Annotated in this window: 28 protein-coding genes; 15 read left to right on the top strand and 13 right to left on the bottom strand. The window is 72.3% G+C overall.

Going from position 1 to position 26766, the window contains the following annotated elements; all coding sequences use genetic code 11:
• Positions 1-72: 72 nt before the first annotated feature.
• On the top strand, positions 73-654 hold the full coding sequence (locus tag LE181_RS05085; protein ID WP_225659878.1) for a TetR/AcrR family transcriptional regulator: 582 nt from the start codon (positions 73-75) through the stop codon (positions 652-654).
• Positions 655-693: 39 nt separating this feature from the next.
• On the opposite strand, the gene LE181_RS05080 is transcribed toward LE181_RS05085, so the two are convergent.
• Together LE181_RS05080 and LE181_RS05075 are read right to left on the bottom strand one after the other, a co-directional pair.
• Positions 694-1338: a response regulator transcription factor gene (locus tag LE181_RS05080; protein WP_225659877.1), complete on the bottom strand. Its 645-nt coding sequence runs from the start codon at positions 1336-1338 to the stop codon at positions 694-696.
• Positions 1326-2537: a sensor histidine kinase gene (locus LE181_RS05075; protein WP_225659876.1), complete on the bottom strand. Its 1212-nt coding sequence runs from the start codon at positions 2535-2537 to the stop codon at positions 1326-1328. Before LE181_RS05075 ends, LE181_RS05080 begins: the two co-directional genes overlap by 13 nt.
• Positions 2538-2751: 214 nt before the next feature.
• Here LE181_RS05075 and LE181_RS05070 point away from each other — a divergent pair, with 214 nt between their 5' ends.
• Positions 2752-3372, top strand: a complete 621-nt coding sequence (locus tag LE181_RS05070; RefSeq protein ID WP_225659875.1) for a Uma2 family endonuclease — start codon at positions 2752-2754, stop codon at positions 3370-3372.
• A gap of 75 nt (positions 3373-3447) precedes the next feature.
• Here the strand turns inward: LE181_RS05070 and LE181_RS05065 are convergent, their stop codons facing one another.
• Positions 3448-4830: a glycine--tRNA ligase gene (locus LE181_RS05065; RefSeq protein ID WP_225659874.1), complete on the bottom strand. Its 1383-nt coding sequence runs from the start codon at positions 4828-4830 to the stop codon at positions 3448-3450.
• A 153-nt stretch (positions 4831-4983) separates the two neighbouring features.
• Between LE181_RS05065 and LE181_RS05060 the strand changes: the two genes are divergently transcribed.
• The 4 genes from LE181_RS05060 (at position 4984) to LE181_RS05045 (ending at position 8181) form a co-directional block, all read left to right on the top strand.
• Positions 4984-6000 (top strand): metal ABC transporter substrate-binding protein, encoded by a 1017-nt coding sequence (locus LE181_RS05060; RefSeq protein WP_225659873.1) that lies wholly within the window; start codon positions 4984-4986, stop codon positions 5998-6000.
• A gap of 20 nt (positions 6001-6020) precedes the next feature.
• Entirely contained in the window at positions 6021-6788 is a 768-nt protein-coding gene (locus LE181_RS05055) for a metal ABC transporter ATP-binding protein (RefSeq protein ID WP_225659872.1), read from the top strand.
• Positions 6788-7678: a metal ABC transporter permease gene (locus tag LE181_RS05050; RefSeq protein ID WP_225659871.1), complete on the top strand. Its 891-nt coding sequence runs from the start codon at positions 6788-6790 to the stop codon at positions 7676-7678. Before LE181_RS05055 ends, LE181_RS05050 begins: the two co-directional genes overlap by 1 nt.
• 92 nt (positions 7679-7770) lie before the next feature.
• Positions 7771-8181 carry a Fur family transcriptional regulator gene (locus LE181_RS05045; protein WP_190110234.1) on the top strand — a complete coding sequence of 137 codons (411 nt, stop codon included), beginning with the start codon at positions 7771-7773 and terminating at the stop codon, positions 8179-8181.
• A 73-nt stretch (positions 8182-8254) separates the two neighbouring features.
• On the opposite strand, the gene LE181_RS32415 is transcribed toward LE181_RS05045, so the two are convergent.
• From LE181_RS32415 to recO, 3 genes are read right to left on the bottom strand one after another with little or no spacing between them, the layout of a single operon-like run.
• On the bottom strand, positions 8255-8803 hold the full coding sequence (locus LE181_RS32415; protein ID WP_225659870.1) for a YcxB family protein: 549 nt from the start codon (positions 8801-8803) through the stop codon (positions 8255-8257).
• Entirely contained in the window at positions 8800-9630 is an 831-nt protein-coding gene (locus tag LE181_RS05035; RefSeq protein ID WP_225659869.1) for an isoprenyl transferase, read from the bottom strand. The genes LE181_RS32415 and LE181_RS05035 overlap by 4 nt, the downstream gene beginning before the upstream one ends.
• 30 nt (positions 9631-9660) lie before the next feature.
• Positions 9661-10407 (bottom strand): DNA repair protein RecO, encoded by a 747-nt coding sequence (gene recO / locus LE181_RS05030; protein WP_225659868.1) that lies wholly within the window; start codon positions 10405-10407, stop codon positions 9661-9663.
• Between the two features lie 131 nt (positions 10408-10538).
• Here recO and LE181_RS05025 point away from each other — a divergent pair, with 131 nt between their 5' ends.
• Positions 10539-11663, top strand: a complete 1125-nt coding sequence (locus tag LE181_RS05025; protein WP_225659867.1) for a hypothetical protein — start codon at positions 10539-10541, stop codon at positions 11661-11663.
• A gap of 49 nt (positions 11664-11712) precedes the next feature.
• Here LE181_RS05025 and LE181_RS05020 read toward each other — a convergent pair whose 3' ends face one another.
• A complete protein-coding gene (locus LE181_RS05020) occupies positions 11713-12441 on the bottom strand; it encodes a tellurite resistance TerB family protein (protein ID WP_225659866.1) in 729 nt (242 codons plus the stop codon).
• Between the two features lie 197 nt (positions 12442-12638).
• Positions 12639-14408, bottom strand: coding sequence for a 2-isopropylmalate synthase (gene leuA / locus LE181_RS05015; RefSeq protein ID WP_225659865.1), 1770 nt, complete (start codon positions 14406-14408; stop codon positions 12639-12641).
• A gap of 300 nt (positions 14409-14708) precedes the next feature.
• Between leuA and LE181_RS05010 the strand changes: the two genes are divergently transcribed.
• Together LE181_RS05010 and LE181_RS05005 are read left to right on the top strand one after the other, a co-directional pair.
• Entirely contained in the window at positions 14709-15785 is a 1077-nt protein-coding gene (locus LE181_RS05010; RefSeq protein ID WP_225659864.1) for a M4 family metallopeptidase, read from the top strand.
• A 38-nt stretch (positions 15786-15823) separates the two neighbouring features.
• Positions 15824-16090 carry a protealysin inhibitor emfourin gene (locus tag LE181_RS05005; RefSeq protein WP_225659863.1) on the top strand — a complete coding sequence of 89 codons (267 nt, stop codon included), beginning with the start codon at positions 15824-15826 and terminating at the stop codon, positions 16088-16090.
• 161 nt (positions 16091-16251) lie between these two features.
• On the opposite strand, the gene era is transcribed toward LE181_RS05005, so the two are convergent.
• The 4 genes from era to LE181_RS04985 form a co-directional block, all read right to left on the bottom strand.
• Positions 16252-17193 carry a GTPase Era gene (era, locus tag LE181_RS05000; RefSeq protein ID WP_225659862.1) on the bottom strand — a complete coding sequence of 314 codons (942 nt, stop codon included), beginning with the start codon at positions 17191-17193 and terminating at the stop codon, positions 16252-16254.
• 70 nt (positions 17194-17263) lie between these two features.
• Complete coding sequence (locus LE181_RS04995) at positions 17264-17650, bottom strand: hypothetical protein (protein ID WP_225659861.1); 387 nt, start codon at positions 17648-17650, stop codon at positions 17264-17266.
• Between the two features lie 13 nt (positions 17651-17663).
• Positions 17664-18011, bottom strand: a complete 348-nt coding sequence (locus LE181_RS04990; RefSeq protein ID WP_225659860.1) for a cytidine deaminase-like protein — start codon at positions 18009-18011, stop codon at positions 17664-17666.
• Positions 18012-18130: 119 nt separating this feature from the next.
• A complete protein-coding gene (locus LE181_RS04985) occupies positions 18131-18973 on the bottom strand; it encodes a helix-turn-helix transcriptional regulator (protein WP_225659967.1) in 843 nt (280 codons plus the stop codon).
• A 175-nt stretch (positions 18974-19148) separates the two neighbouring features.
• Between LE181_RS04985 and LE181_RS04980 the strand changes: the two genes are divergently transcribed.
• Positions 19149-20627, top strand: a complete 1479-nt coding sequence (locus tag LE181_RS04980; protein WP_225659859.1) for an MFS transporter — start codon at positions 19149-19151, stop codon at positions 20625-20627.
• Between the two features lie 108 nt (positions 20628-20735).
• Here LE181_RS04980 and LE181_RS04975 read toward each other — a convergent pair whose 3' ends face one another.
• Positions 20736-22058, bottom strand: a complete 1323-nt coding sequence (locus tag LE181_RS04975) for a family 4 glycosyl hydrolase (RefSeq protein ID WP_225659858.1) — start codon at positions 22056-22058, stop codon at positions 20736-20738.
• A gap of 78 nt (positions 22059-22136) precedes the next feature.
• Between LE181_RS04975 and LE181_RS04970 the strand changes: the two genes are divergently transcribed.
• The 5 genes from LE181_RS04970 to LE181_RS04950 all read left to right on the top strand — a co-directional run bounded on the left by LE181_RS04970 (position 22137) and on the right by LE181_RS04950 (position 26723).
• Entirely contained in the window at positions 22137-23309 is a 1173-nt protein-coding gene (locus LE181_RS04970) for a carbohydrate kinase family protein (protein WP_225659857.1), read from the top strand.
• A 103-nt stretch (positions 23310-23412) separates the two neighbouring features.
• Complete coding sequence (locus LE181_RS04965) at positions 23413-24405, top strand: PhoH family protein (protein ID WP_225659856.1); 993 nt, start codon at positions 23413-23415, stop codon at positions 24403-24405.
• A gap of 12 nt (positions 24406-24417) precedes the next feature.
• A complete protein-coding gene (gene ybeY, locus LE181_RS04960; RefSeq protein WP_225659855.1) occupies positions 24418-24915 on the top strand; it encodes an rRNA maturation RNase YbeY in 498 nt (165 codons plus the stop codon).
• Complete coding sequence (locus tag LE181_RS04955; RefSeq protein ID WP_225659854.1) at positions 24912-26231, top strand: hemolysin family protein; 1320 nt, start codon at positions 24912-24914, stop codon at positions 26229-26231. Before ybeY ends, LE181_RS04955 begins: the two co-directional genes overlap by 4 nt.
• A 51-nt stretch (positions 26232-26282) precedes the next feature.
• A complete protein-coding gene (locus LE181_RS04950) occupies positions 26283-26723 on the top strand; it encodes a DoxX family membrane protein (protein ID WP_225659853.1) in 441 nt (146 codons plus the stop codon).
• Positions 26724-26766: the final 43 nt, after the last annotated feature.

Raw genomic sequence — 26766 nt, 5'->3', positions numbered from 1 at the left:
CCCGGGCCGCGCCGGGTACGGTCGTACGAGCGCCCGCACTGCACCGCTCCCCGAAGGGACCCGCACCGACCCATGCCCCCCGAACCGCTGACACAAGACCGCATCCTCGAAGCCACCGAGGACGTACTGCGCCGCTTCGGCCCCGCCAAGGCCACCGTGGTCGACGTGGCGCGCGCGCTCGGCGTCAGCCACGGCAGCGTCTACCGCCACTTCGGCAGCAAGGCCGCCCTGCGGGAAGCCGTCACCGAGCGCTGGCTCGACCAGTCGCACGCCGAGCTGTCGGCGCTGGCCGACGCCGAGGGCCCGGCCGAGGAGCGGCTGCGGGACTGGCTGGCGGCGCTCTTCGCCGCCAAGCGCCGCAAGGCGGGCGACGACCCGGAGCTGTTCGCCACGTACATGGTGCTGGTCGGCGAGAACAGCACCACCGTCGAGCGCCACATAGACACGATGATCGAGCAGCTCGCCCGGATCATCGAGAGCGGCGTCGGCGAGGGCGAGTTCCGGCCCGTCGAGCCCCCGATGGCCGCCCGGGCCGTCTGGGACGCCAGCAACCGCTTCCACGACCCGGCCTACGCGGCGGAGTGGTCCCAGCCCGGCATCGAGACGGCCTTCGACGCGGTGTGCGAGCTGGTCCTGCGCGGCCTGCACGCCTGACGCGGGGCATCCGGGCTGCGGGGCGTCCGGGGCGGGGCGTCAGCCCACGCCGAGGAAGTGCAGGACCGCCAGCACCCGGCGGTGGTCGGCGTCCGCCCGGGGCAGGTCCAGCTTGGCCAGGATGCTGTTGATGTGCTTGGCGACGGCACTCTCGCTGATCACCAGCTGCGCGGCGATGCCCGCGTTGGAGCGGCCCTCCGCCATCGACGCGAGCACCTCCCGCTCGCGCGCGGTCAGTCGCTCCAGCGGGTCCCGGTGCCGCCGCGTCAGCAGCTGGGAGACGACCTGCGGGTCGAGCGCCGTGCCTCCGGCCGCGACGCGCCGCACCGCCTCGATGAACTCCGCGACGTCCGCGACCCGCTGCTTGAGCAGATAGCCGAAGCCCGCCGTTTCCCCGGTCAGCAGATCGGTGGCGTACCGCTCCTCCACGTACTGCGAGAGCAGCAGCACCGCCGTGTCCGGCCACTGTGCGCGCAGGGCGAGCGCGGCGCGGACGCCCTCGTCGGTGAAGGACGGCGGCATCCGCACGTCGAGCACGGCGAGGTCCGGCCGGTGCTCCGCCACGGCCGCGAGCACCGACTCCGCGTCACCGGTCTCCGCGACCACTTCGAATCCGGCCGTCTCCAGGACCTTGACCAGGCCCACTCTGAGCAGGACGGAATCCTCGGCGATCACAGCGCGCACGGCAGCTCCACGGTCACTACGGTCGGGCCCCCCACGGGGCTGCTGATCGAGAACGTGCCGTCGACCGACGCGACGCGCTTGGCCAGCCCGGCCAGCCCGGTGCCGCCCGAATAATCGGCCCCGCCCACGCCGTCGTCGGAGACGACGACGAGCAGTATCCCCCCATGGCGTTCGACGACGACGTCCGCCCTCGACGCCTCCGCGTGCTTGACCACATTGGTGAGGGCCTCGGAGACGACGAAGTAGGCGACGGCCTCGATCGCGGGCGCCGGACGGGCCGACAGGTCCACCCGCACCCCGACCGGCAGCGGCGCCCGGTCCGCGAGTCCCGACAGCGCGGCGTCCAGTCCGCGGTCCTCCAGCACGGCCGGATGCAGCCCGCGGACGAGGTCCTGCAGTTCGGCGATGGCCTCCTTGGCCTCGCGGTGCGCCTCGTCGATCACCTTCCGGGCGTCGTCCGGCAGATCGGGCATCGTCACCTTGGCCAGCCCCAGGTTGACGGCGAGCGACACCAGCCGCTGCTGGGCCCCGTCGTGCAGATCCCGCTCGATGCGGCGACGCTCGGCGTCGGCGGCGTCCACGACTCCGGCGCGGGCCTCGGTGACCTCCTCCACCCGTCGCTCCAGCTGCTCGGCCCGGCTGGGGCCGAGGCGCTCCAGCGCCGCGCGCGTGTCGATCCGGGCGAGGACCCCGGAGAGCCGGGCCGCCCCGTACAGCCCGGCGAGCCCGGCGGCGGTGAGGTAGCCGGCCTGGACCGTGTAGCCGGCCTCCGCCAGCCGCGTCTCCGGCGGCAGGGCCCAGACCCACACGTAGACGGTGGCGGCCACCGCGGAGGCCCCCCACAGCGTCAGCACGCAGGCACCGCCCGATGCGATCAGCGGCCCCATGACCAGGTGGTACCGCACCTGCCGCCAGGACCAGCGCCGGCCGGCCGCCGGTATCTCCACCCCGAGCCGGGAGCGGAACCGGGCCCTTTGCAGCCGGGTCAGCACCGGCGACGCCGCCCCGAGCGCGGCGAGCCCCGCGAGCAGCGCCACCAGACAGCTCAGCGCCTTCGTCGGCCCCCCGTTCAGCCACGGCACCGCGAGCACGAGGAGCGCGCCGCACTGGACCAGCGCTCCGACGGCGAGGAATGCGACGGACCGGGCCGCGCCCTCGAAGGGCCGGAGAAGGTGCTGCAGCGGGTGGGGAATTCGCATGCGTCACACGGTAGGCGCGCAGGTCAGAGGGGTCGATGGCGGTGGTGCCCGCAGCGGGGGTGAAACCAGTGCCACCCGGCCGCCCCTGGCGCGGACGTGCGCGGGGGTGGCGAATCCCGGGCGGAGCGGCCGGGGAGGGCCGGAAGCGGGGTGATTGTCAGTGGGGGTCACTACGGTGTGTGGTGACCCGCTTACCCGACAGAGGAGGAGCATCATGGCAGTCATGGTGGACATCCCGCGAGAAGCGCTACAGCCGATAGACAGCGAAGGCGGGGAGAACGACTTCGAGCAGCTGTGCCGCGATCTGGAGGAGGCCAACGAGGACCTGCCCCTGGGCTATCGCGCGGAAATCATCGGGGGAAACATCGTCATGTCGCCGTGGAACAAGGGCGCCTACAACTGGATCCTTGACTCTCTCGAAGACCAGTTGACCCCCCATGTGCCGAAAGGGCACCGCGCCAGGACGACGCCCAACCTCTACATCTTCCCCCAGCAGGAGCGCGGGTACGGCCCGGACCTCCACGTGTCGGACCGTGGAGCCATCCAGGACCTCCACACCATCCTCCTGCCCGGCTCGATCTTGTCCCTCGTCGCCGAGCAGACGTCGCCCTCGACCAGGGGGAACGATCTCACCGACAAGGTGACGGTCTACGGCAAAGGCGAGGTGCCGGTCTATGTCCTGATCGACCTGCAGAAGGGCCTCATCACCGTCTATCACGACCCGACCCCCGACGAGGGCTACCGGGCGCACGTCCAGGTCAAGTTCGGCGACAAGGTGCACATCCCCGCGCCGTTCGACTTTGAGCTGGACACAGTGGGGTGGAAGATCTGCTGAGGTGAAGCGGGAAGCCCCGGCCCCCGTAAACGCGGGGGAACCGGGGCCTCCGGAAAACAGGCGTCAGCCGTGCGGTCAGCAGCCGAGCAGGCGGCTGGCCAGGTAGCCCTCGATCTGGTCGAGGGAGACGCGCTCCTGCTTCATGGTGTCGCGCTCGCGCACGGTCACCGCGTTGTCCTCAAGGGTGTCGAAGTCGACCGTGACGCAGAACGGCGTGCCGATCTCGTCCTGGCGACGGTAGCGGCGGCCGATGGCGCCGGCGTCGTCGAAGTCGATGTTCCAGTTCTTGCGCAGGTCCGCCGCGAGGCCCTTGGCCTTCGGGGACAGCTCCGGGTTGCGCGAGAGCGGGAGGACGGCGACCTTCACCGGGGCCAGGCGCGGGTCGAGGCGCAGCACCGTGCGCTTCTCCAGCTTGCCCTTGGCGTTGGGGGCCTCGTCCTCGACGTAGGCGTCGAGGAGGAAGGCCAGCATGGCGCGGCCGACACCGGCGGCGGGCTCGATGACGTAGGGGGTCCAGCGCTCGCCGGCCTCCTGGTCGAAGAACGACAGGTCCTGGCCGGACGCCTTGGCGTGGGCGCCGAGGTCGTAGTCGGTGCGGTTGGCGACGCCCTCAAGCTCGCCCCACTCGTTGCCGCCGAACTGGAAGCGGTACTCGATGTCGGCGGTGCGCTTGGAGTAGTGGGAGAGCTTCTCCTTCGGGTGCTCGTACCACCGCATGTTCTCCTCGCGCAGGCCGAGACCGGTGTACCAGTTCCAGCGCTGCTCCATCCAGTACTCCTGCCACTGCTCGTCCTCGCCCGGCTTGACGAAGAACTCCATCTCCATCTGCTCGAACTCGCGGGTGCGGAAGATGAAGTTGCCGGGCGTGATCTCGTTGCGGAAGGACTTGCCCATCTGGGCGATGCCGAACGGGGGCTTCTTCCGGGAGGTCTGCTGGACCTGGGCGAAGTTGGTGAAGATGCCCTGGGCGGTCTCGGGGCGCAGGTAGGCGACCGAGCCGGAGTCCTGGGTGGGGCCGAGGTGCGTGGAGAGCAGGCCGGAGAACTGCTTGGGCTCGGTGAACTGACCCTTGTTGCCGCAGTTGGGGCAGTTGATGTCGGCCAGGCCGTTCTCGGGGAGGCGGCCGTGCTTGGCCTCGTACGCCTCCTCCAGGTGGTCCGCGCGGTAACGCTTGTGGCAGGAGGTGCACTCGGTCAGCGGGTCGCTGAAGGTCGCGACGTGGCCGGAGGCCACCCACACCTCGGAGGCCAGGATCACCGACGAGTCGATTCCGACGACGTCCTCGCGCGAGGTGACCATGTAGCGCCACCACTGACGCTTGAGGTTCTCCTTGAGCTCCACGCCGAGCGGACCGTAGTCCCAGGCGGCACGCTGGCCGCCATAGATCTCACTGCACGGAAAAACAAAGCCACGGCGCTTGCTCAGGCTGACGATGGTGTCGATCTTGTCGGCGGCCACGGTGCTCTCTTCATTGCGACGACGAACAGCGAATGACTCAGGTTACCGGCGCCGTACCCCCTCTCATCAAATCGGCTCTGGCCTTGGCTTGACCCGGCCCCGCTCCGGTCCTCCAGTTGACAATCGTTTCCACTCTTGTTGAAAATGAGTGTCATGAACGTACGCTCGATCCGCCCGGTCCGGTCCGGCCGCCGAATACCCTCCGCCGCCGTCGCCCTGGCCGCCGCGGTCGGCCTCCTGACCCTCTCCGCCTGCTCCGCGGCCGGGGGCGACGGACGGACGAAGGACGGAAAACTGCAGGTCGTCGCGTCGTTCTACCCGCTGGAGTACCTGGCGCAGCAGGTCGGCGGCGAGCACGTCAAGGTCACCGGCCTCACCAAGCCGGGCGTCGAGCCGCACGACCTGGAGCTCACGCCCCGGCAGACCGGCTCCCTCGCGGACGCCGGCGCGATCGTCTACCTCAAGGGCCTGCAGCCCGCCGTGGACGCGGCGGTCAAGCAGTCCGGAAACAAGCACATCGCCGACGCGGCCTCCCTCACCGCCCTGGAGAAGCACGGCACCGAGGTCGACGGCCACGGCGAGCACGCCGAGCACGCCGGCCACGAGGAGAGCGGCGAGGGCCACGAGGGCCACCACCACGACGAGGGCGGCACGGACCCCCACGTCTGGCTGGACCCGGTGAAATACGCCGAGGTCGCCAAGGGCGTCGCCAAGACCCTCGCGGACGCCGACCCCGAGCACCGGGCCGACTACTACGACAACGCCAAGGCGCTGGCCCGCAAGCTCGACGCGCTGGACGCGAGGTTCAAGGACGGGCTGAAGAACCGCGCCTCGGACACCTTCGTCACCACCCACGCGGCCTTCGGCTACCTCGCCGAGCGCTATGGGCTGGTCGAGGAGTCCATCAGCGGCCTCGACCCCGAGTCCGAGCCCAGCGCCGCCCGCATGAAGGCGCTGCACGACCTGGTGGGCGACCACCACGTCGGCACGGTCTTCTTCGAGACCCTGGCCAGCCCCGACACGGCGAAGACGCTGGCCAAGGACCTCCACCTGAAGACGGACGTGCTCGACCCGCTGGAAGGCATCACGGACGAGTCCCGCGGCCACGACTACTTCGAGGTCATGGCCTCCAACCTCACCGCCCTGCAGAAGGCCCTCGGTACCAAGTGAGCGCGCCTGAGGAGGCAGTCATGGAACAGCCCGTCATAGCCCTGCGCGGGGCCACCGCCTCGCTGGGTTCCCGCCCGGTGCTCCGCGGCGTCGACCTGACCGTGCGGCGCGGCGAGGTCGTCGCGCTGCTCGGCGCCAACGGCTCCGGCAAGTCCACCGCCGTCCGCTCCATCGTCGGCCAGGTCCCGCTGACCGGCGGCGAGCTGGAGCTCTTCGGCACCCCGCGCCGCCGCTTCCGCGACTGGGCGCGCGTGGGCTACGTCCCGCAGCGCACCACCGCCGCCAGCGGCGTGCCCGCGACCGTCCGCGAGGTCGTCTCGGCCGGGCGGCTGGCCCGCACCAGGCTGGGGCCCACGCGCAAGGCCGACAAGGAGGCCGTGGTCAAGGCCCTGGAGCTGGTGGGCATGGCCGGCCGGCTGAAGGACCCGGTCGACGCGCTCTCCGGCGGCCAGCACCAGCGGGTCCTCATCGCCCGCGCCCTGGCCGGCGAACCCGAACTGCTGATCATGGACGAGCCGATGGCCGGCGTGGACCTCGCCAGCCAGGAGGTCCTCGCGAGCGCACTGCGCGAGGAGGTCGCCCGCGGCGCCACCGTCCTGCTGGTCCTGCACGAGCTGGGCCCGCTGGAGCCGCTCATCGACCGCGCCGTGGTGCTGCGCGACGGCTGCGTCGTCCACGACGGGCCCCCGCCCGAGGCCGTGGGCCAGCACGCGCTCCCCGGCCACGACCACGTACACCCGCACGCCGACCCGGCCGCGGAACCCCTCCGGACAGGGCTGCTGAGCTGATGGACATCCTCGAACTCGCCTTCATGCAGCGGGCCCTGCTCGCCGCGCTCCTGGTCGGCGTCACCGCCCCCGCCATCGGCATCTACCTCGTCCAGCGGCGCCAGGCCCTGATGGGCGACGGCATCGGACACGTCGCCCTCACCGGCGTCGGCCTCGGCTTCCTGCTCAACACCAGCCCGGTGTGGGTGGCCACGGCCGTCTGCGTCGTGGGCGCGGTGGTGATGGAGCTGATCCGCTCCTACGGCAGGGCGCGCGGCGACATCGCGCTCGCCATGCTCTTCTACGGCGGCATGGCCGGCGGTGTGATGCTGATGAGCCTCGCCCCCGGCGGCTCCAACGCCAACCTCACCAGCTACCTCTTCGGCTCGATCGCCACGGTCTCGCAGGAGGACATCGTCGCGATCTGCCTGCTCGCCGCGTTCGTGATCGTGACCACGATCGGGCTGCGCAAGCAGCTGTTCGCGATCTGCCAGGACGAGGAGTTCGCCCGTGTCACCGGCCTGCCGGTGCGGCTGCTGAACCTGCTGGTGGCCGTCACCGCCGCCGTGACCGTCACGGTCGCCATGCGCGTGGTGGGCCTGCTGCTGGTCAGCGCCCTGATGGTGATCCCCGTGGCCGCCTCGCAGCAGATCGCCCGCTCCTTCGCGACGACCTTCGCCATGGCGGTGGCCGTGGGCGTGCTGGTGACCGTTTCGGGCACCGTCACCTCGTACTACGCCGACGTGCCCTCCGGCGCGACGATCGTGCTGATGGCGATCGGCGTCTTCGTCGTCCTGACCGTGCTGGCCGCGCCCCTGGCGAGGAAACGCGCCGACCGGGCGGCGGCGCAGGAGCGCTGCACGCTCGACGGCGCGGAGGCGGGCGCGCCCGCCGACGACGTCAGGGTCTGAGCGGCGGCCGGGCGGGGCCCGGCCGCCGGGCCTGGCACAATTGGCGTGGCAACACGTGCGATAGGTGTTCAGGCGAGCTTGAGGAGGCAACTGTGGCGACCGCCGGTCCCCCGGTACGCGGCCGGGCCACCAAGCAGCGGGCCGCGGTCGCGGCAGCGCTCGACGAGGTGGACGAGTTCCGCAGCGCGCAGGAGCTCCACGACATGCTCAGGCATCGCGGCGCCTCGGTCGGCCTGACCACCGTCTACCGCACCCTGCAGTCCCTCGCCGACGCCGGCGAGGTCGACGTCCTGCGCACCAGCGAGGGCGAGGCGGTCTACCGCCGCTGCTCCAGCGGTCACCACCACCACCTCGTCTGCCGCCTGTGCGGCAAGGCCGTGGAGGTCGAGGGCCCGGCCGTCGAGAAGTGGGCCGACTCCATCGCCGAGGACCACGGCTTCGTGGACGTCGCCCACACCATCGAGATCTTTGGCACCTGCGGCGAGTGCGCCGCCAAGCGCTGACCCGCTCGTTCCGCACGCCAGTGCCCCCGGCAGCGACGCTGCCGGGGGCACTGGCGTGAGCGGGGCCGCGCGGCTAGGCCCGCGGCAGCCGGGAGTCCAGGAGGGCGCGCAGCCGGTCCGTGTCGCCGGGCCTGGTGAAGGCGCGCTTGGGCAGGACGGCCAGCGATCCGCCGGCCCGGTCGGCGCTCAGCAGGACGAACACGTCCTTCGTCTCGGCGTAGCGGCCGAAGAGCGCCCATTCCATCGTCTGCGTCGACTGTGCCGACGCACTCGACATGCCCACCTCGTCCAGCCGCGTGCGCGTCCGCCCGTGCAACTGCACGACCTGGTACAGGGCGCGCGCCTGCAGGGGCGGGGCGCCCCACACGACGAACAGGCCCCAGCCGCAGAGGGCCAGGACGATCCACATCGGCGTGTCCACGGCGCCCGGGCCGCGCAGGGCGGCGGTGAGCGCCGTGGCCAGGACGAAGGCCGCGACGGCGACCGTCATCGCGGTCCTCAGCCGTCGCGCACGGGGAACCGCACGGGCCCGTGCGCCGACCCCGGACCGCAGGTCGGCGAGGGTCAGTTCGTACTCGACGGTCACGCTGCCGACGGCCCCCGGTATGGCGGTGTCTCTCACGCGCTGCCCTGCTCCCCGTCCGCCACCGCGTTGGGGATCGCACCGCCGAAGCGGCGGTCGCGCTGGGCGTACTCCAGGCAGGCCCGCCACAGGTCACGGCGGTCGAAGTCCGGCCACAGGACGTCCTGGAAGACCATCTCGGCGTAGGCGCTCTGCCAGATCAGGTAGTTGGACGTGCGCTGCTCGCCGGAGGGGCGCAGGAACAGGTCCACGTCCGGCATGTCCGGGTAGTACATGTACTTGGCGAAGGTCTTCTCCGAGACCTTCGACGGGTCGAGCCGGCCCGCCTTCACGTCGGCGGCCATCGCCTGCGCCGCGTCCGCGATCTCCGCCCGGCCGCCGTAGTTCATGCAGAAGTACAGGGTGAGCTTGTCGTTGCCCTTGGTCTGCTCCTGGGCGATCTGGAGCTCCTTGGCCACCGACTTCCACAGCTTGGGCATCCGGCCGACCCAGCGCACCCGGATGCCCAGCGCGTCGAGCTGGTCGCGGGTCTTGCGGATGAAGTCGCGGTTGAAGTTCATCAGGAAGCGCACCTCGTCGGGCGAGCGCCTCCAGTTCTCGGTGGAGAAGGCGTACAGGGAGATGCTGCCGACGCCCATCTCGATCGCGCCCTGGAGGACGTCCAGCACGCGCTCGGCGCCGACCTTGTGGCCCTCGGTGCGCGGCAGGCCGCGGTCCTTGGCCCAGCGGCCGTTGCCGTCCATGACGATCGCCACGTGCTCGGGCACCAGCTCGCCGGGGATCTTCGGGGGGCGGGCACCCGACGGGTGCGGGTCGGGGGTGCGGTACTCGCGTCGGGAACGGCCCAGAATCCCGCGTACAGCCATGGGTGCCACTACTCCTTGATCCCTGTGTGCTTACTTCTCGACATACCGGAGCGAGCGAAGCCCCCGCTCCAGATGCCAGTGCAGATACGCCGCGACGAGCGCGCTGCCCTCCCGGACGTACCGCGCCTCGCAGGCGTCCGCGGTCGCCCAGTCCCCGGTCAGCAGGGCGCTGAGGAGCTCGATCGACTCCGAGGAGGGTACGACGCTTCCGGGCACCCGGCACTCACCGCACACCACACCGCCCGCCGCGGTGGAGAAGAACCGGTTCGGGCCGGGCATTCCGCACTTCGCGCAGGCGTCGAAGCTGGGGGCGTAGCCGTTGACGGCGAGCGAGCGCAGCAGGAAGGCGTCCAGGATGAGGTGCGGCGCGTGCTCGCCCGCGGCGAGCGTGCGCAGGCCGCCGACCAGCAGCAGGTACTGCTGCACGGCGGGCTCGCCCTCGTGGTCGGTGAACCGTTCGGCGGTCTCCAGCATGGCCGTGCCGGCGGTGTAGCGGGCGTAGTCGGTGACGATGCCGCCACCGTAGGGAGCGATCGTCTCGCTCTGGGTGCACAGCGGCAGCCCGCGCCCGACCAGTTCGCTGCCGCGCGCGAAGAACTGCACGTCGACGTGCGAGAACGGCTCCAGCCGGGCCCCGAACTTCGACTTGGTGCGCCGGACCCCCCGCGCCACGGCCCGCACGCGCCCGTGGCCACGCGTGAGGAGGGTGATGATGCGGTCCGCCTCGCCCAGCTTCTGTGTGCGCAGCACGATGCCGTCGTCGCGGAACAGACTCATGCATGCATTGTCCCGTACGCGCCGGGTGTCCCGGACCGCGCCGGGTGGCCGGGAGCGGGTGAGGAGGAGCTGCTTCCGGACGCGTGCAGAATGGCCCCCATGTCGATCACGTTTTCGCCCGGGGGTGCCCGGTGACCGTCCGCCGCCGCCGTCCGCGCCGGAGACTGTGGCCGGTCCTCGCCACCGCGGCGACCGGCCTCCTCCTGGTCCTCGCCGCGGTCTTCCTGATGTTCGTCACGGTGCCCGCCAAGCGCGCCGACGCACGCGCCTTCGCGACGGCCTCCGCCTGCCTGGCGGACGAGCCCGCCCGCGAGTGCCGCAAGGCGGTGGACGCCACGGTCGTGAAGACCGAGGTCCGCCGCGAGGGCAAGACGACGCACCACTGGCTCGTGCTGACGCTCAAGGAGCAGGGCGGGGGCGAGCGCCGCGTGGACATGGACGGGCCCTCACCGGTCTTCGGCACCCTGGCGCCCGGCTACGAGGTGTCCGTCACGTACTGGCGGAACGCGATCCGCTTCGTCGACTTCCGGGGCGCACGCCAGTTCACGGCCGACGAGCCGAAGGAGGGCTACCGCACGCCGCTCGCGCTGGCCCTGGCGATGCTCCCGCTGGGCGCCGCGTGCGTGTGGGCCGCCTACTGGGGGGCCTTCCGCACCAACCGCAACCCCGCGCGCCTGCCGTGGCAGGTCACCGTGGTGCTGGCCGCCGGGGTGTGGCTGTCGCTCATCGGCGCCGCGGCCCCGTTCATGACGGAAACGGTGGCGACGGCCGTGCTGCTGTTCGCCGCGGGCGCGACGGCCGTCCTGCTGGGCGCCCTGTGGCGGGCCCGGGTGCGCCGGCAGCAGCCGGCGGACACCGTCGACGTCGTGCCGGTGGTGCCCGCCGGGGAGGAGGTCTTCCCCGGGACGATCAAGGGCGACGTGCCGTACGCGGACCGCGGCGGCTACCTGGTGGCCGGGCCGGGCCGGCTCGCCTCCACCCCCGACCCGGACGGCCGCGACGGCCGCACGACGCTCCCCGGCACGCTCGTCGCGGTGCGCGCCCGGGTGCCCTACTGGGACGACCCGAAGTGGGAGACCGCGGACGTCACGCCGAGGAGCCCGCTGGGGACGGTCGTGGTGGAGTGCCGCGACAGCGGTCGGCAGGTCCTCATCGCCGTGGACGGCCGGCACGCCGCCTGGGTGCTGGGCGCCCTCGCCGTCCGCCGGCCGTCCGGCACGGCCGCGCCCGTCCCCTCCCCCGGGACCGGGGCCTGAGCAGAGGGGCCCGAGCGGGGGCGGGGCGCACCGCCCGGCCCCCGGCCCGTCAGGACGGCATCCGTGCCGCGGCCAGCAGCCGGTCGGTGTCCTCGGGGCACAGCAGCAGCGCCCGCCCCACCGTGGCCAGCACCTCGCGCTCGGCGGGGCGGTACGGCCCGTCCGCCAGCGCGATGCGGGCGCCCTGCAGCAGGATCGACTCGCGGCCGGCGGGCGCCAGGTGCGGGGCGAGCGGTTCGAGGGCCTCGTGCAGCTCGATGGCGAGGGCCGTGCCGCACGGGTCGAAGCCGTCGCGGCCCAGGCCGCCGGCCGGGGTCGCGTACCGCCCGGGCAGCCGGCCCGTGTCGGCCGCGAGGGCCTCGATGAGGGTGACCAGCTGCTCCTCGCTGCAGTCGGCGAAGCCCGCCGCGCGGACCGCCCCCACGGCGGCCCGCCGCACCGTCCGGGCCTCCGTGCCGCCCGCGGCCAGGACCGCCAGGGCGACGGTGTGCACGGCGTCGCGGAGCATCGCCGAGAAACGGGTGGTGGTGGGGTGGTCGAGGACGTCCATGGCGAACCGGCCGCGGCAGGCCGTGCATTCGACGATCGGCCCGACCGGCCCGCGTGGCAGCAGCGGCACCCCGAAGGCGACAAGGCGACGGCGTCCCGTACGGCGGTGGTAGTTGCGGTCGCCGCCGCAGCCGGGGCAGAAGAACTCGCCGTCTCCGACCGTGCGCCATACGGTGCGTACGCCCACCACGCACCGGTCCGGGCTGTGTCGGCCTTGCGCGTGCTTCACGGCGCACCTCCATAACGCCACGGCCGGGTCGCCGCGTTGACGTGATGTTAGCCACATCGGTGATGCGGCGTCAGTACCTCGCCGCGTACATCGCGGCAGCTCTTGGCCGAAAGCGCCACCGAGCCCACCGGATGCGGTGTTTTCGGTGGCGCCGGATTGACGGTACGGCCGTGGGGCGGCCGCCGGGGCGCCGTCCGTCAGCTTCGGTACGCGCGGTTCACCGCCGACACGACCGCCTTGATCGAGGCGCGGGTGGTGTTGGCGTCGATGCCGATGCCCCACAGCACCGTGCCGTCGATCACGCACTCGATGTACGAGGCCGCCTGTGCGCTCGCGCCCTCGCTCATCGTGTGCTCGGTGTAGTCCAGCAGCCGGGCGTCGACCCCGGCGCCGGCGAGCGCGTCGAAGAAGGCCGAGATCGGACCGTTGCCGGTACCGGTCAGGACCGTCTTCGCGCCGTCCACGACGGCTTCGACCGTCAGGGCGTCGGTGCCCTCGCTGGTGGTCGAGGTCTGGGTGGAGCGCAGCGTGATGCGGCCCCAGGGGTTGTCGGGGGTGGGCAGGTACTCGTCGCGGAAGACGGACCAGATCTCCTGCGGGGTGACCTCGCCGCCCTCGGCGTCGGTCTTCGTCTGGATGATCTTCGAGAACTCGATCTGCATCCGGCGCGGCAGGTCCAGCTTGTGGTCGTTCTTCAGGACGTAGGCGATGCCGCCCTTGCCGGACTGCGAGTTGACGCGGATGACGGCCTCGTAGGAGCGGCCGACGTCCTTGGGGTCGATGGGCAGGTAGGGGACGGCCCACTCGATGTCGTCCACGCTCTTCCCGGCGGCGGCCGCGTCGGCCGCCATCGCCTCGAAGCCCTTCTTGATGGCGTCCTGGTGGGAGCCGGAGAAGGCGGTGTAGACCAGGTCGCCCGCGTAGGGGTGGCGCGGGTGGACCTCCATCTGGCTGCAGTACTCGGCGGTCCGGCGGACCTCGTCGATCTGCGAGAAGTCGATCTGCGGGTCGACGCCCTGGGAGAAGAGGTTCATGCCCAGGGTGACCAGGTCGACGTTGCCGGTGCGCTCGCCCTGGCCGAACAGGCAGCCCTCGATGCGGTCCGCGCCGGCCATGATGGCCAGCTCGGCGGCGGCCACGGCGGTGCCGCGGTCGTTGTGCGGGTGGACCGACAGGCAGATGTGCTCGCGGCGCGAGAGGTGGCGCGACATCCACTCGAAGCGGTCGGCGTGGGTGGAGGGCGTGGACCGTTCCACGGTGGCCGGCAGGTTCAGGATGATCTCGCGGCCGGCCTCGGGCTGCCAGACGTCCATGACGCCCTCGCAGACCTCCAGCGCGAAGTCCAGCTCGGTGTCGGTGAAGATCTCGGGGCTGTACTGGTAGCCGAAGACCGTCTCGTCGCCGAGGATCTTGTCGGCGTACTCCATCACCAGCCGGGTGCCGTCCACCGCGATCTGCTTGACCTGCTCCCGCGAACCGCGGAAGACCACGCGGCGGAAGACGGGGGCGGTGGCGTTGTAGAGGTGGACCGTGGCGCGGTGGGCGCCGCGCAGCGACTCGACCGTGCGCTCGATCAGCTCCTCGCGCGCCTGCGTCAGGACGGAGATCGTCACGTCCTCGGGGATCGCGCCCTCTTCGATGATCGAGCGCACGAAGTCGAAGTCGGTGGCGCCCGAGGAGGGGAAGCCGACCTCGATCTCCTTGTAGCCCATGCGCACCAGCAGGTCGAACATCTCACGCTTGCGGGCGGGCGACATGGGGTCGATCAGGGCCTGGTTGCCGTCGCGCAGGTCCGTCGACAGCCAGCGGGGAGCGGTGGTGATGCGCCGGTCGGGCCAGGTGCGGTCGGGGATGTCCACGGCGTCGTGGGGACGGTAGCGGTGGACGGGCATCCCGGAGGGCCGCTGGGTGACCGTCGCCGCGGTCAGGGGCGTGGGGCGGCCTACGGAAGGGAAGATCTCGGGCATCTGCGGAGGGCTCCTCGGTGATCCGCGCGATACGGCCGACGGGCTTCTTTCCTGGCGTTGGGCAACACCGAACTCCGCGGGGAGGGGGTCGGCCTACGTCTACAGGCCCTCGCCGCGGCAGCTAAGAAGAAGCAGCACGTCACGCATGGTGCACAGCACACTAGCCGAGGCCCGAGAGGCGCGGCAGGGGCGTTCCAGCATGCGGGACACCGCGGGCGGCGCGCGGAACCGGCCCACTCTTTTGTGTTAATCGCTGCATCGGGCCCTGACAAGGGCGGGGGCCGGTGTCAGATTGCCGCCATGGACGACGCAAAGAAGTCAGAGAAGACGGTTTTCTGCACGATCGTGCCGCCGCACGTTCTGGACCGGCTCGCCCAGGCGGAGGACCCCCGCATCCACGAGCCCGCCCGCCGCACCCTCGAACACGACGGCGCCCTGCGCACCCGCCGCCGCATCACCGCGGTCCGTTCGGTCTACGCCGACTCCTCGGCGGCCGGCACGCCCTCGGACAGCCCGCAGCGCACGATCTGCGACGCCGGGCACCGCGAGGTCCTGCCGGGCAAGAAGGTGCACGCGGAGGGCGACGCACCGGCCAAGGACGCGACGGTCAACCGCGCGCACGCCGGGCTCGGAGCCACCTTCGACCTGTATCTGAAGGTCTACGGCCGGCACTCCATCGACGGCGCGGGGCTGCCGCTGGACGCCACCGTCCACTACGGGCAGGACTACTGCAACGCCTTCTGGGACGGCGAGCGGATGGTCTTCGGCGACGGCGACAACGACTTGTTCGTCGACTTCACCGTCTCCGTGGACGTCATCGGCCACGAACTGACCCACGGCGTCGTCCAGCACACCGCGAACCTGGAGTACTACGGCCAGTCGGGCGCGCTGAACGAGTCCTGCGCGGACGTCTTCGGCTCGCTGATCAAGCAGTACGCCCTCGGGCAGTCCGCCGACCAGGCCGACTGGCTGATCGGGGCGGGCCTGCTGGGCCCGGGCGTGGACAGGGGCACGGCCCTGCGCTCCATGAAGGCCCCGGGCACCGCCTACGACGACGACGTCCTCGGCAAGGACCCGCAGCCCGCCACCATGGAGGACTACGTCCGCACCAGCCGCGACAACGGCGGGGTGCACATCAACTCCGGCATCCCCAACCACGCCTTCTACCTGCTGGCCACGGCCCTGGGCGGGAACGCCTGGGAGCGCGCCGGAAAGATCTGGTACGCCACGCTGACCGGCGGCGAGCTGTCCTCGGACGCCGACTTCGCGGAGTTCGCCCGGCTGACGGTCGCCTCGGCCCGGTCGCTGTTCGGCGAGGGGGACGCGGTGCAGGCGGTCCTCAAGGCGTGGGGCCAGGTGGGCGTCGCCACGACGTGAGGACCCGTAGAACCGGGCCGGCAGGGTAGGGGTGACGTATGCGTATCGTCATCACCCGAACCGGCGGTTTTGCAGGCATCGAGCGCCGGGCCGAGCTGGACACCTGCGGCCGGCCCGACGCCACGCACCTGGAGGCCCTGGCCCACCGCGCCCTGGCGCCGGGCCGGGAGAGCCCCACCCGGGGGGTGCCGGACGCCTTCCACTACGAGATCAACGTGGACGGCCGCTCGGTCCACCTGGCGGACCCGCACCTCACCGACGACCAGCGCGAACTGATCCGCACGGTGCTGAAGGAAGGGGCGTGAGACCCGGGGCCCGGGGCCAGAAGCCCGGCTTCGCCTAGAAGCCCAGCTTCCGCAGCTGCTTGGGGACCTCTCCTCCCTGCCGCCCTCGCACCGCTCGGCCCGGGGGGGCCTCACGGGCTTCGGACGGCCGCGCCGGCCTCCGGCCGGCGGCCTCGGCTCGCCTAGAAGCCCAGCTTCCGCAGCTGCTTGGGGTCGCGCTGCCAGTCCTTGGCGACCTTCACGTGCAGGTCCAGGTAGACCGGCGTGCCCAGCAGCGCCTCGATGTGCTTGCGGGACTTCATGCCGACCTCCTTCAGACGAGCGCCCTTGGGGCCGATGATGATGCCCTTCTGGCTGGGGCGCTCGATGTAGACGTTGGCGTGGATGTCCAGCAGCGGCTTGTCCTTGGGCCGGTCCTCGCGCGGCAGCATCTCCTCGACCACCACCGCGATCGAGTGCGGCAGCTCGTCGCGGACGCCCTCCAGGGCCGCCTCGCGGATGAGCTCGGCGACCATGACCTGCTCGGGCTCGTCGGTGAGGTCGCCCTCGGGGTAGAGCGGCGGGCTCTCCGGCAGCAGCGGCGCGATCAGGTCCGCCAGCAGCGACACCTGCTTGTCGCCCACCGCGGAGACCGGCACGATCTGCGCCCACTGGATGCCCAGCTCGTCGCCCAGCTGCTGGATGGCGATCAGCTGCTCGGCCAGCGTCTTGGAGTCCACCAGGTCCGTCTTGGTGACGATGGCGATCTTGGGCGTCTTCTTGATGCCGGCCAGCTCGCCCGCGATGAAGCGGTCACCCGGACCGAGCTTCTGGTCGGCCGGCAGGCAGAAGCCGATCACGTCGACCTCGGCCCACGTGGTGCGCACGACGTCGTTGAGCCGCTCGCCGAGCAGGGTGCGCGGCTTGTGCAGACCGGGGGTGTCGACCAGGACGAGCTGGGCGTCCGGGCGGTGCACGATGCCGCGCACGGTGTGCCGGGTGGTCTGCGGACGGTTCGAGGTGATCGCGACCTTCGTCCCCACCAGTGCGTTGGTCAGGGTCGACTTGCCCGCGTTGGGGCGGCCGACGAAGCACGCGAAGCCCGCGCGGTGGGGGGCCTGGGAGGGAGAGGAGGCGTTGTCCATGCCTCACATTCTCCCCGATCGTCCGGCCGCCGCCGACCAGCGGCGGCCCGGCCCGCGGGGGCGGCGCCGGTCAGGCCCGCCGGGTGCGGCGCCCGGCCAGTGAGGCGGCGAGCTTCAGGATCCCGGCGGCGGGCAGCAGCAGGGCACCCGCGAAAACCCACCAGTCCGTGCCCTCGCCGCGCGACCAGCCGAGGAGGAGGCCGGTCCACAGGACGGCGGTCGCCGGGAACGGACTCCAGCGCCCGGCCGCGTCGACGCGGGCGGCGGCGCGCCGGCGCCCCCGCCGACGCAACAGGCCGGCCAGCGCCTCGGGCCACAGGATGCACAGCAGGGCGGCCTTCCCCCAGTCGAAGTCCTCGCCGACGACCCAGTGGTCGACGACGAGGGTGACCGTGAGACCGCCCGCGATGACCAGCATGAACCAGGTGAAGCCGGGCCCGGTCCCGTTCCGTGCCAAGGAAGGGGCCCGCTCAGCCCGCGGCGACCGTGCCGCGCACGGTCCCGTCCGGCCCGGCGAGCAGCACCGGGGTGTCCGGGCCGCCGAGGTCCCGTACGGCCGCACGGTCCCCGGCGGGCACGGCGGCCGCCTCGGAGACCAGCGCCGCCGCCTCCAGGGACTTCGCGCCGCTGGCCACGGCCATCGCCACGGCCGTCTGCAGCGCGCTCAGCCGCAGCGAGTCGAGCGCGACGGTCCCGGCGACGTACGTACGGCCCGTCTCGTCCCGGACGGCGGCGCCCTCCGGGACGGCGTTGCGGGCGCGAGCGGCGCGGGCAAGCGTGATGAGCTTGCGGTCCTCGGGGTCCAGGGTCTCCGTCATACCCGGGAGCATAGGTGCCGCCCTCCGCCGCCCGGCAGGCACCCGGGCGGCCTTCATGCGGCCGTCACGCAGCCGTCATGCTCCCCCTGCCCCGGGCCGCGGCCCTCGGCCAGCGGTCGTCAGCCCGAGGCCCGTTCCAGCAGGCCGCCGAGGGAGTACATGCTGCCCCGCCGGCCCTCGGGCGAGCCGAGCCACTGCACCTTCGCGGCCGTGCCCGTGTCCGGCACGGGGTTGTGCAGCACGATCGTCAGGTCCGGGCGGGCCGGCACGCGCAGCTGGGTGCTCTCCAGGTACAGGGTGCCGACGAGCGGGTGCTGGAACTCCTTGACCATCAAACCGCCGGGCTCCACGTCGCCGCGCCCCCACAGCTCCACGAACTCCGGGCTCACCGCGGACAGCTCCGCCACGACCTCCTTGAAGCCCTCGTCGTCCGGGTGCTCCGAGCAGGCGGCGCGGTAGGTGGCGACGACGTGCCCGGCGTTCTGCTCCCAGTTCGCCGCGCGCGAGCGGTAGAGGGGATCGGCGAAGAAGTCGATCAGGCAGTTCTGCCGGGTCTCCGGGCGGAAGCCCAGGACGTGGGCGGCCGCCTCGTTGTAGGCGACCAGGTTCCAGTACGGGTCCATGATGTGCGCCGGGGAGGGCAGCCAGCCGTCGATGAGCCGCTGCATGGCGTCGCACAGGTACGCGGGGTCGTGCGAGGACTCCGGGAGCGGGGGGTTGAGGCCGGCCAGGACGTAGAGGTGGCGGCGCTCGGGGCCGTCCAGCCGCAGCACCCGGGCGACGGCGTCCAGGACCTGCCCCGAGACGGTGATGTCGCGCCCCTGCTCCAGCCACTGGTACCAGCTCGCACCCACCCCGGCGAGGACCGCGACCTCCTCGCGGCGCAGCCCCGGCGTGCGGCGGCGGCCCCCGCCGTCCGGAAGGCCGGCCTCGGCCGGGGACACCCGTGCCCGACGGCTCATCAGGAACTCGCGCAGCTCCTCGCGGCGGCGCGGCCTGGCGCCGCCTTCCCGCTGTGCAACCGTCAACTCTCCCCCTCGCTCGGCCGGCCCTTCGCCGGCGGCCCCGGCTGGTGGTGCGACCACCACCATAAACACGTACTCCCCACGGGTCTTCCGGGCGGCCGAGGGTGTTCGCATGGCGATCGAATCCCCTTCCCGCACCTCCGCGGCCCGGGCCGTGCCCCCGGCGGCGGCCGCCCCGGCCGGCTCCCGCATGTCCACCCGTTCGAAGCTGATCCTGATGGTGCTGTGCGCGGCGCAGTTCATGGTCGCGCTCGACTTCTCCATCCTCAACGTCGCCCTGCCCGCCCTCGGTGAGGACCTCGGCATGGGCCAGGCCGACCTGCAGTGGGCGGTCACGGCGTTCGCCCTGCCGTCGGGCGGCTTCCTGCTGTTCTTCGGCCGGCTCGCCGACCTCTACGGGCGGCGCAGGCTCTTCCTGTCCGGGCTGGCGCTGTTCACGGCGGCCTCCGTGCTGGCCACGCTGGCCTGGGACCCGGCGTCCCTCCTCGCCGGGCGTGCGCTGCAGGGCCTGGGCGCGGCCATGATCGTGCCGACCGGCATGTCGCTGCTCACCACGACCTTCACCGAGGGCCCGCAGCGCGAGCGGGCGCTGGGCATCAGCGGCACGCTGATGTCCCTGGGCTTCACCATCGGCATGGTGCTGGGCGGCGTCATGACGGACACGCTGGGCTGGCGCTCGACGATGGGGCTGCTCGCGGTGGCGGGCGGCGGCGTCCTGCTGGCGGCACCCGGCCTGCTGACGGAGTCCCGGCGTGCGGACCGGCCGCGGCTGGACGTGCCGGGTGCGCTGACCGTGACCGGTGGCCTGCTGGCGCTGATCTACGCGCTGTCGACGGCGGCCCAGCGGGGGTTCGGCCGCACGGACGTCGTCGTGACGCTGGTGGGCGGCGTGGTCCTGCTCGTCGCGTTCGCCGTCGTCGAGTCCCGGGCGGCCGAGCCGCTGGTGTCCCTGCCGATGCTGCGGCGGCGGACGGTGGCCTGGGGGAACCTGGCCGGGATGATGACGTTCGCGATGATGAGCACGGTCATCTTCCTGCTGACGCTGTACCTGCAGGAGGTGCTGGAGCTGTCCGCCGCCCTGACCGGCCTGGTCTTCGGTGTGCAGGGCCTGTTCGCGGCGCTCGGCGGGGTGACGGCCCCCAAGGTCATCGCCCGCTTCGGTGCGCGCCGCACGCTGATCGGGGGTCTGCTGGTGCAGGCCGTCTTCACGGCGGCGCTGCTGGGTGTGGGCACGGATTCGGTCTCGGGTGCCTGGCTGGCCCTGGTGGCGGCCTCGCTGGGGTGCGTGGGGCACCTGTGGGCGATCGTGGCGTACGGGGTGACGGCGACGTCGGGGCTGCCGGACGGGGAGCAGGGCCTGGCCACGGGGCTGGTGACCAGCTCGCAGCAGGTGGGCATGACGGTGGGCATTCCGCTGCTCAGTGCGGTGGTGTCGGCGCGGGTGGCTGTGCTGCGGGACGGGGGCTCGTCGTTCGCCGAGGCCACGTTGGGTGGCGTCAGGCTGGGGCTGGGGGTGGACGCCGCGATCGTGGCGGCGGTGGCCGGGCTGGCGGCGCTGGGCCTGCGGCGCCGTGCGGCTGCCGGGCGGTGACGTTCCCCGGACGGGCTGAAAATCAGCCCGTCCGGCGTTTGAGGACACCGCGCGCAGCGCGGCCGGGGGTCCGGGGGCTTGCCCCTGGTTCGGGAAGGGGCGGGACGTTCAGCCCCGGGCCCTCGCCAGGATGCGGGCCGCTACGGCCGGGGAGTCGACCAGCGGGTGGAGGGCCAGGGCGCGGAGGGCTGCGGCTCGGTCCTCGTGGACGGCGGCCTGGATCGTTGCCCGCTCCACCGCCTTGAGCTGCAGCATCAGGCCCAGCTGGTCCTCCCGCAGGGGGGCGCACGGCAGGGGGCGTGCGCCGTCGGCGTCCACGACGCACACCGTCTCGATGATCGCGTCCGGGTCGAGCGCCGGCACGGTCGTGCCGTTGCGGACGTCGAGGATCAGCCGCGCGCCCTCGTTCTCGGCCACGCCGCGCATGAAGGCCAGCGCCACCCGCTCGTAGCCCCCGCCGTCCAGGTCGCAGGAGTCGCGCTGCCAGCCGCCGCTGGCCGCCCGGCTCGCGGCGCCGTAGGTCTCCTCGCGCTGGAGCCGGGTGCGCTCCCACAGCTCGTACGAGCGGTGCGGGGCGGCCGCCGCCTCGGCGAAGAAGTCGCTCTGCTGCTGGTCGAGGAACTCGCCGCGGGTCTCCGCCGCCTCCTGCACCGAGCGCAGCGTCTCGCGGCGGAAGTAGTAGTAGTGCAGGTACTCGTTGGGCAGGGCGCCCAGCGCCCGCAGCCACTCCCCGCCGAAGAGCTTGCCCTCCTCCAGCTTCTTCAGCGCCTCGTCGTCCGCCAGCAGGCGCGGCAGCATCTCCTCGCCGTCGGATGTCAGGGAGCGCAGCCACCCGAGGTGATTGAGACCCACGTAGTCGTAGGTCACCTGTTCCGGGTCGAGGTGCAGCGCCTGTGCGGCGCGCCGCACCATCCCCACCGGCGAGTCGCAGATGCCGACCACGCGCTCGCCCAGCACGGCGGACATCGCCTCCGTCACCATCCCTGCGGGGTTGGTGAAGTTGATGACCCACGCGTCGGGGGCGAGCGCCGCGACCCGCTCGGCGATCCCCCTCGCCACCAGGACCGTGCGCAGCCCGTACAGCACGCCGCCGGCGCCGACGGTCTCCTGGCCCAACACCCCCTCGCTGAGGGGGATCCGCTCGTCCAGGACCCGCCCCGCGGTGCCGCCCACGCGGATCGCGGAGAAGACGAAGTCGGTGCCCCGCAAGGCGTCGTCCAGGCCGTCGGCGATCCGTACGGCCGGGGCGCCCGGCACACCGGCCGCCTGGGCGGCCAGCACGGACGCGATCACTCTCATGCGCTTGGAATCGGTGTCGTACAGCACGAGTTCCGTGCAGCGGCCCGGCGCGTCGCGCCGGGCGTCGTCCAACAGGGCCCGGTGCACCAGAGGCACACGGAAGCCGCCACCGCCGAGAATCGTCAGCCTCATGGTCCGGAACGTACCGCAGGATCGGGCAGACTGGCCGGACCCGCACCCGGGCATCCCTGAGAGGAGCTACGAGCGAGCATGTCGGTCCCTTCGTCACGCACGACAGCGCAGGCAGGCGGCCAGGGCGAGCAGGTCCGGGACGCGTGCGTCCGGGACGACCGGTTCGAGGGCGCGGCGCCGGTCCTCGACCCCCTCGCCGAGGTGCGGTCCGAGAGCGATCCGGCGACCGACGTCTACCTCACCGGGCCGGTCTTCCTCGACATCATCTTCACCGGCCTGGACTCGGCTCCCGTGCGCGGCACCGAGTCCTGGGCCCGCGGCATGGGCTCCAGCCCGGGCGGCATCGCCAACATGGCCACCGCCCTGGCGCGGCTGGGCCTGCGCACGTCGCTGGCCGCCGCGTTCGGCGACGACATGTACGGCGAGTACTGCTGGGAGTCGCTCTCGCGCGGCGAGGGCATCGACCTGAGCCTGTCGCGGACCGTGCCCGGCTGGCACTCCCCGGTCACCGTCTCCATGGCGTACGAGGGCGAACGGACCATGGTCTCCCACGGGCACGAGGCGCCGCCGCCCGAGGAGCCCGCCCCCGAGTGCCCGCCGCCGGCCCGGGCCTGCGTGGCCCTGCTCGTGCCGGGCCGGCAGGAGGAGTGGATCGGCCGCGCCGCCGCCCGCGGCAGCCGGGTCTTCGCCGACGTCGGCTGGGACGAGACCGGCCGCTGGGACCCGGCCGACCTGGCCGACCTGGAGCACTGCGAGGCGTTCCTGCCGAACGCCGAGGAGGCCATGCGCTACACCCGCACCGACTGCCCCCGCGCCGCGGCCCGCGCCCTGGCCGACAAGGTGCCGCTGGCCGTGGTGACGATGGGCGAGCGCGGCGCCTACGCCGTGGACGGCCGCACCGGGGAGAGCGCCGAGGTCCCCGCGATCGTCGTCGAGGCCCTGGACCCCACCGGCGCCGGGGACGTCTTCGTCGCCGGCTTCGTCACCGGCACCCTCGCCGAGTGGCCGCTGGCCGACCGGCTCGCCTTCGCCGGCCTGACCTCGGCCCTGTCCGTGCAGGAATTCGGGGGCTCGCTCTCGGCGCCCGGCTGGGTGGAGATCGCCGCCTGGTGGCAGCACGTGCGGTCCTTCAACGACCAGTCCGCGGCCACCGTGCGCCGCTACGCCTTCCTCGACGGCCTGCTGCCCGCCGCCACCCGGCCCTGGCCCCTGCGCCGCGCCCTGCCCACCCTCGGGTTCCGCCGGCCGTAAATGCCTTCGGGCTCGTCGGTGCACCGTCGTACCCTTGGTATTCCAAGGTTGTCCGCCCGAGGAAGCAGGAAAAGAGGGGATGAGCAGGCCCTAGTGCCGGCCCATGACGCAGACACCCACACGACCGCAGGCGACCGCCCGCTTCACCGTCCCGGCCAAGCACCCGATGGTCACGGTCCTGGGCTCCGGGGACGCCCTCCTGCGCGTGATCGAGAACGCCTTCCCGTCCGCGGACATCCACGTACGGGGCAACGAAGTCACCGCGACGGGCGACGAGCGGGAAGTCCGCCTCGTCCAGCGGCTGTTCGACGAGATGATGCTGGTGCTCCGCACGGGTGCGCCGATGACGGAGGACGCGGTGGAACGCTCGATCGCCATGCTGAGGGACGAGGAGAAGGGCGCGGAGACGCCCGCCGAGGTCCTCACCCAGAACATTCTCTCCAGCCGCGGCCGCACCATCCGCCCCAAGACGCTCAACCAGAAGCGGTACGTCGACGCGATCGACAAGCACACCGTCGTCTTCGGCATCGGCCCCGCGGGCACCGGCAAGACCTACCTGGCCATGGCCAAGGCCGTGCAGGCCCTGCAGTCCAAGCAGGTCAACCGCATCATCCTGACCCGGCCGGCCGTCGAGGCGGGCGAGCGGCTCGGCTTCCTGCCCGGCACGCTCTACGAGAAGATCGACCCGTACCTGCGCCCCCTCTACGACGCCCTGCACGACATGCTCGACCCCGACTCCATCCCGCGCCTGATGGCCGCCGGGACGATCGAGGTCGCTCCGCTGGCGTACATGCGCGGCCGCACGCTCAATGACGCGTTCATCATCCTCGACGAGGCGCAGAACACCAGCCCCGAGCAGATGAAGATGTTCCTGACCCGGCTCGGCTTCGACTCCAAGATCGTGATCACGGGTGACATCACCCAGATCGACCTGCCCGGCGGCACCAAGAGCGGCCTGCGCCAGGTGCGGGAGATCCTCGACGGCGTCGAGGACGTCCACTTCTCCCTGCTCACCAGCAACGACGTGGTCCGGCACAAGCTCGTGGGACGTATTGTCGACGCGTACGAGCAGTACGACAGCCGCAACGGAAAGTAAAGCGCAACCACGATGGCAATCGACGTCAACAACGAATCCGGCACGGAGGTCGACGAGCAGGCGATCCTCGACGTCGCCCGCTACGCCCTCACCCGGATGCGCATCCACCCGCTCTCCGAGCTCTCGGTCATCGTCGTCGACGCCGAAGCCATGGAGCAGCTGCACATCCAGTGGATGGACCTCCCCGGCCCCACCGACGTGATGTCCTTCCCCATGGACGAGCTGCGTCCGCCGGCCAAGGACGACGACGAGCCCCCGCAGGGCCTCCTCGGTGACATCGTCCTGTGCCCGGAGGTCGCCAGGAAGCAGGGCGAGGAGGCGCCGACCGGGCACTCCATGGACGAGGAGCTGCAGCTCCTGACCGTCCACGGCGTCCTGCACCTCCTCGGCTACGACCACGAGGAGCCCGACGAGAAGGCCGAGATGTTCGGCCTCCAGGCGGCGATCATCGACGGCTGGCGCGCGGAGCGCGGCATCGAGGGGCCCTCCCCGGCCCCGACGTTCACGTGACCGGCCAGCTGATCGCCGCCGCGGTCCTGCTGCTCGTCGTCGCCTGGCTCGCCGCCTGCGCCGAGGCCGGCCTCGCCCGGACCAGCAGGTTCCGGGCCGAGGAGGCCGCCCGGGCGGGGCGGCGCGGCAGCGCCCGGCTCACGGCCGTCGCCTCCGACCCCACCCGCTACCTCAACCTGGCGCTGCTCGTCCGCGTCGCCTGCGAGATGGCGGCGGGCGTCTTCGTCACCTATGTGTGCCTGGAGTCCTTCGACGCCACCTGGGAGGCGCTGACCGTCGCCATCGGGGTGATGGTCCTCGTCTCCTACGTGGCCGTCGGCGTCTCCCCGCGCACCATCGGCCGCCAGCACCCGATCGGCACCGCCACCGCGGCCGCCTACGTGCTGCTGCCGCTGGCCCGCGTCCTGGGCCCGGTGCCCCGGCTGCTGATCCTCCTGGGCAACGCCCTCACCCCGGGCAAGGGCTTCCGCATGGGGCCCTTCGCCTCGGAGGCGGAGCTGCGGGCCATGGTCGACCTCGCGGAGAAGGAGTCGCTCATCGAGGACGAGGAGCGCCGCATGGTGCACTCCGTCTTCGAGCTCGGCGACACCCTCGTCCGCGAGGTGATGGTGCCGCGCACCGACCTGATCGTCATAGAGCGCGGCAAGACCATCCGGCAGGCGCTCACCCTCGCCCTGCGCTCCGGTTTCTCCCGCATCCCGGTGACCGGCGAGAACGAGGACGACGTGGTCGGCGTCGTCTACCTCAAGGACCTCGTCCGCAAGACGCACATCAGCCGCGACGCCGAGTCGGAGCTGGTCTCCACCGCCATGCGGCCCGCCGTCTTCGTTCCCGACACCAAGAACGCGGGCGACCTGCTGCGCGAGATGCAGCAGCAGCGCAACCACTGCGCGGTCGTCATCGACGAGTACGGCGGCACAGCCGGCATCGTCACCATCGAGGACATCCTCGAAGAGATCGTCGGTGAGATCACCGACGAGTACGACCGCGAGCTGCCGCCCGTCGAGGAGCTCGGCGAGGGCCGCTTCCGCGTCACCGCCCGCCTCGACCTCGGCGACCTGGGCCGGCTCTACGGCCTGGAGGAGTTCGACGACGAGGACGTGGAGACCGTGGGCGGCCTGCTGGCCAAGTCCCTGGGCCGCGTCCCGATCGCCGGCGCCACCGCGGACGTCGAGCTCGCCGCGCTGACCGAGCACGCCAAGAGCAGCGAGCTCACCGCCCTGCGGCTGACGGCCGAGGCCGCCGCCGGACGGCGCAACCGCATCGTCACGGTGCTGGTCGAGCCGGTCCGGGCGGAGGACGATCCCAGGGAGTGAATGTCCCCCGTGCGGGGATTCCTCCCCGCACGGTCCGGGAACGCATCCGGGGTGCCCGTCGTCAGAGTCGTCCGAAGTGTCGCCCGCCCGCTGCTCGCCTCGGTGTTCGTGAGCAGCGGCCTGCGGACGGTCGCGCACCCGGAGGCGGTCGCCGCCATGGCGGCCCCCGTGGCGCTCGCCCTCGCCGAACGGATCCCGGGCCTGCCGCGGGACGCCCGGGCGCTGGTGCGCATCAACGGCGCCGTGCACGTGGGCGCCGGCTCGCTGCTGGCCCTCGGGGTCTTCCCCCGCACCTGCGCCCTGGCCCTGGCGGCCAGCCTCGTCCCGACGACGGTGGCGGGCCACGCGTACTGGACGGAGCAGGACCCGGGCAAACGGATGCAGCACCGGGTGGCGTTCTTCAGCAACGCCTCGATCCTGGGGGGCCTCTTGCTGGCCGCCACGGACAGGAGCGGGCGCCGGCCGCACGGCCGGTTCCGGTGGCGGGCCTGAGGGGCCCGGCCACGGCGGGGTGCCGCCGTACGGGCCGGATTTC

Source organism: Streptomyces sichuanensis (assembly GCF_020328095.1).
Lineage (GTDB): Bacteria > Actinomycetota > Actinomycetes > Streptomycetales > Streptomycetaceae > Streptomyces > Streptomyces cinnamoneus.
The sequence above is the reverse complement of the archived record's forward strand: the minus strand, read 5'-3'. Positions and strand labels throughout refer to the sequence as shown.

Excerpts from the sequence above, each read along its gene's own strand:
- LE181_RS05085 (WP_225659878.1), top strand. The coding sequence starts at position 73 with ATGCCCCCCGAACCGCTGACACAAGACCGCATCCTCGAAGCCACCGAG.
- LE181_RS05075 (WP_225659876.1), bottom strand. The coding sequence starts at position 2,537 with ATGCGAATTCCCCACCCGCTGCAGCACCTTCTCCGGCCCTTCGAGGGC.
- LE181_RS05070 (WP_225659875.1), top strand. The coding sequence starts at position 2,752 with ATGGCAGTCATGGTGGACATCCCGCGAGAAGCGCTACAGCCGATAGAC.
- LE181_RS05060 (WP_225659873.1), top strand. The coding sequence starts at position 4,984 with ATGAACGTACGCTCGATCCGCCCGGTCCGGTCCGGCCGCCGAATACCC.
- LE181_RS05055 (WP_225659872.1), top strand. The coding sequence starts at position 6,021 with ATGGAACAGCCCGTCATAGCCCTGCGCGGGGCCACCGCCTCGCTGGGT.
- LE181_RS05050 (WP_225659871.1), top strand. The coding sequence starts at position 6,788 with ATGGACATCCTCGAACTCGCCTTCATGCAGCGGGCCCTGCTCGCCGCG.
- LE181_RS05035 (WP_225659869.1), bottom strand. The coding sequence starts at position 9,630 with ATGGCTGTACGCGGGATTCTGGGCCGTTCCCGACGCGAGTACCGCACC.
- recO (WP_225659868.1), bottom strand. The coding sequence starts at position 10,407 with ATGAGTCTGTTCCGCGACGACGGCATCGTGCTGCGCACACAGAAGCTG.
- leuA (WP_225659865.1), bottom strand. The coding sequence starts at position 14,408 with ATGCCCGAGATCTTCCCTTCCGTAGGCCGCCCCACGCCCCTGACCGCG.
- LE181_RS05010 (WP_225659864.1), top strand. The coding sequence starts at position 14,709 with ATGGACGACGCAAAGAAGTCAGAGAAGACGGTTTTCTGCACGATCGTG.
- LE181_RS05005 (WP_225659863.1), top strand. The coding sequence starts at position 15,824 with ATGCGTATCGTCATCACCCGAACCGGCGGTTTTGCAGGCATCGAGCGC.
- era (WP_225659862.1), bottom strand. The coding sequence starts at position 17,193 with ATGGACAACGCCTCCTCTCCCTCCCAGGCCCCCCACCGCGCGGGCTTC.
- LE181_RS04990 (WP_225659860.1), bottom strand. The coding sequence starts at position 18,011 with ATGACGGAGACCCTGGACCCCGAGGACCGCAAGCTCATCACGCTTGCC.
- LE181_RS04985 (WP_225659967.1), bottom strand. The coding sequence starts at position 18,973 with ATGAGCCGTCGGGCACGGGTGTCCCCGGCCGAGGCCGGCCTTCCGGAC.
- LE181_RS04980 (WP_225659859.1), top strand. The coding sequence starts at position 19,149 with ATGGCGATCGAATCCCCTTCCCGCACCTCCGCGGCCCGGGCCGTGCCC.
- LE181_RS04975 (WP_225659858.1), bottom strand. The coding sequence starts at position 22,058 with ATGAGGCTGACGATTCTCGGCGGTGGCGGCTTCCGTGTGCCTCTGGTG.
- LE181_RS04970 (WP_225659857.1), top strand. The coding sequence starts at position 22,137 with ATGTCGGTCCCTTCGTCACGCACGACAGCGCAGGCAGGCGGCCAGGGC.
- LE181_RS04965 (WP_225659856.1), top strand. The coding sequence starts at position 23,413 with ATGACGCAGACACCCACACGACCGCAGGCGACCGCCCGCTTCACCGTC.
- ybeY (WP_225659855.1), top strand. The coding sequence starts at position 24,418 with ATGGCAATCGACGTCAACAACGAATCCGGCACGGAGGTCGACGAGCAG.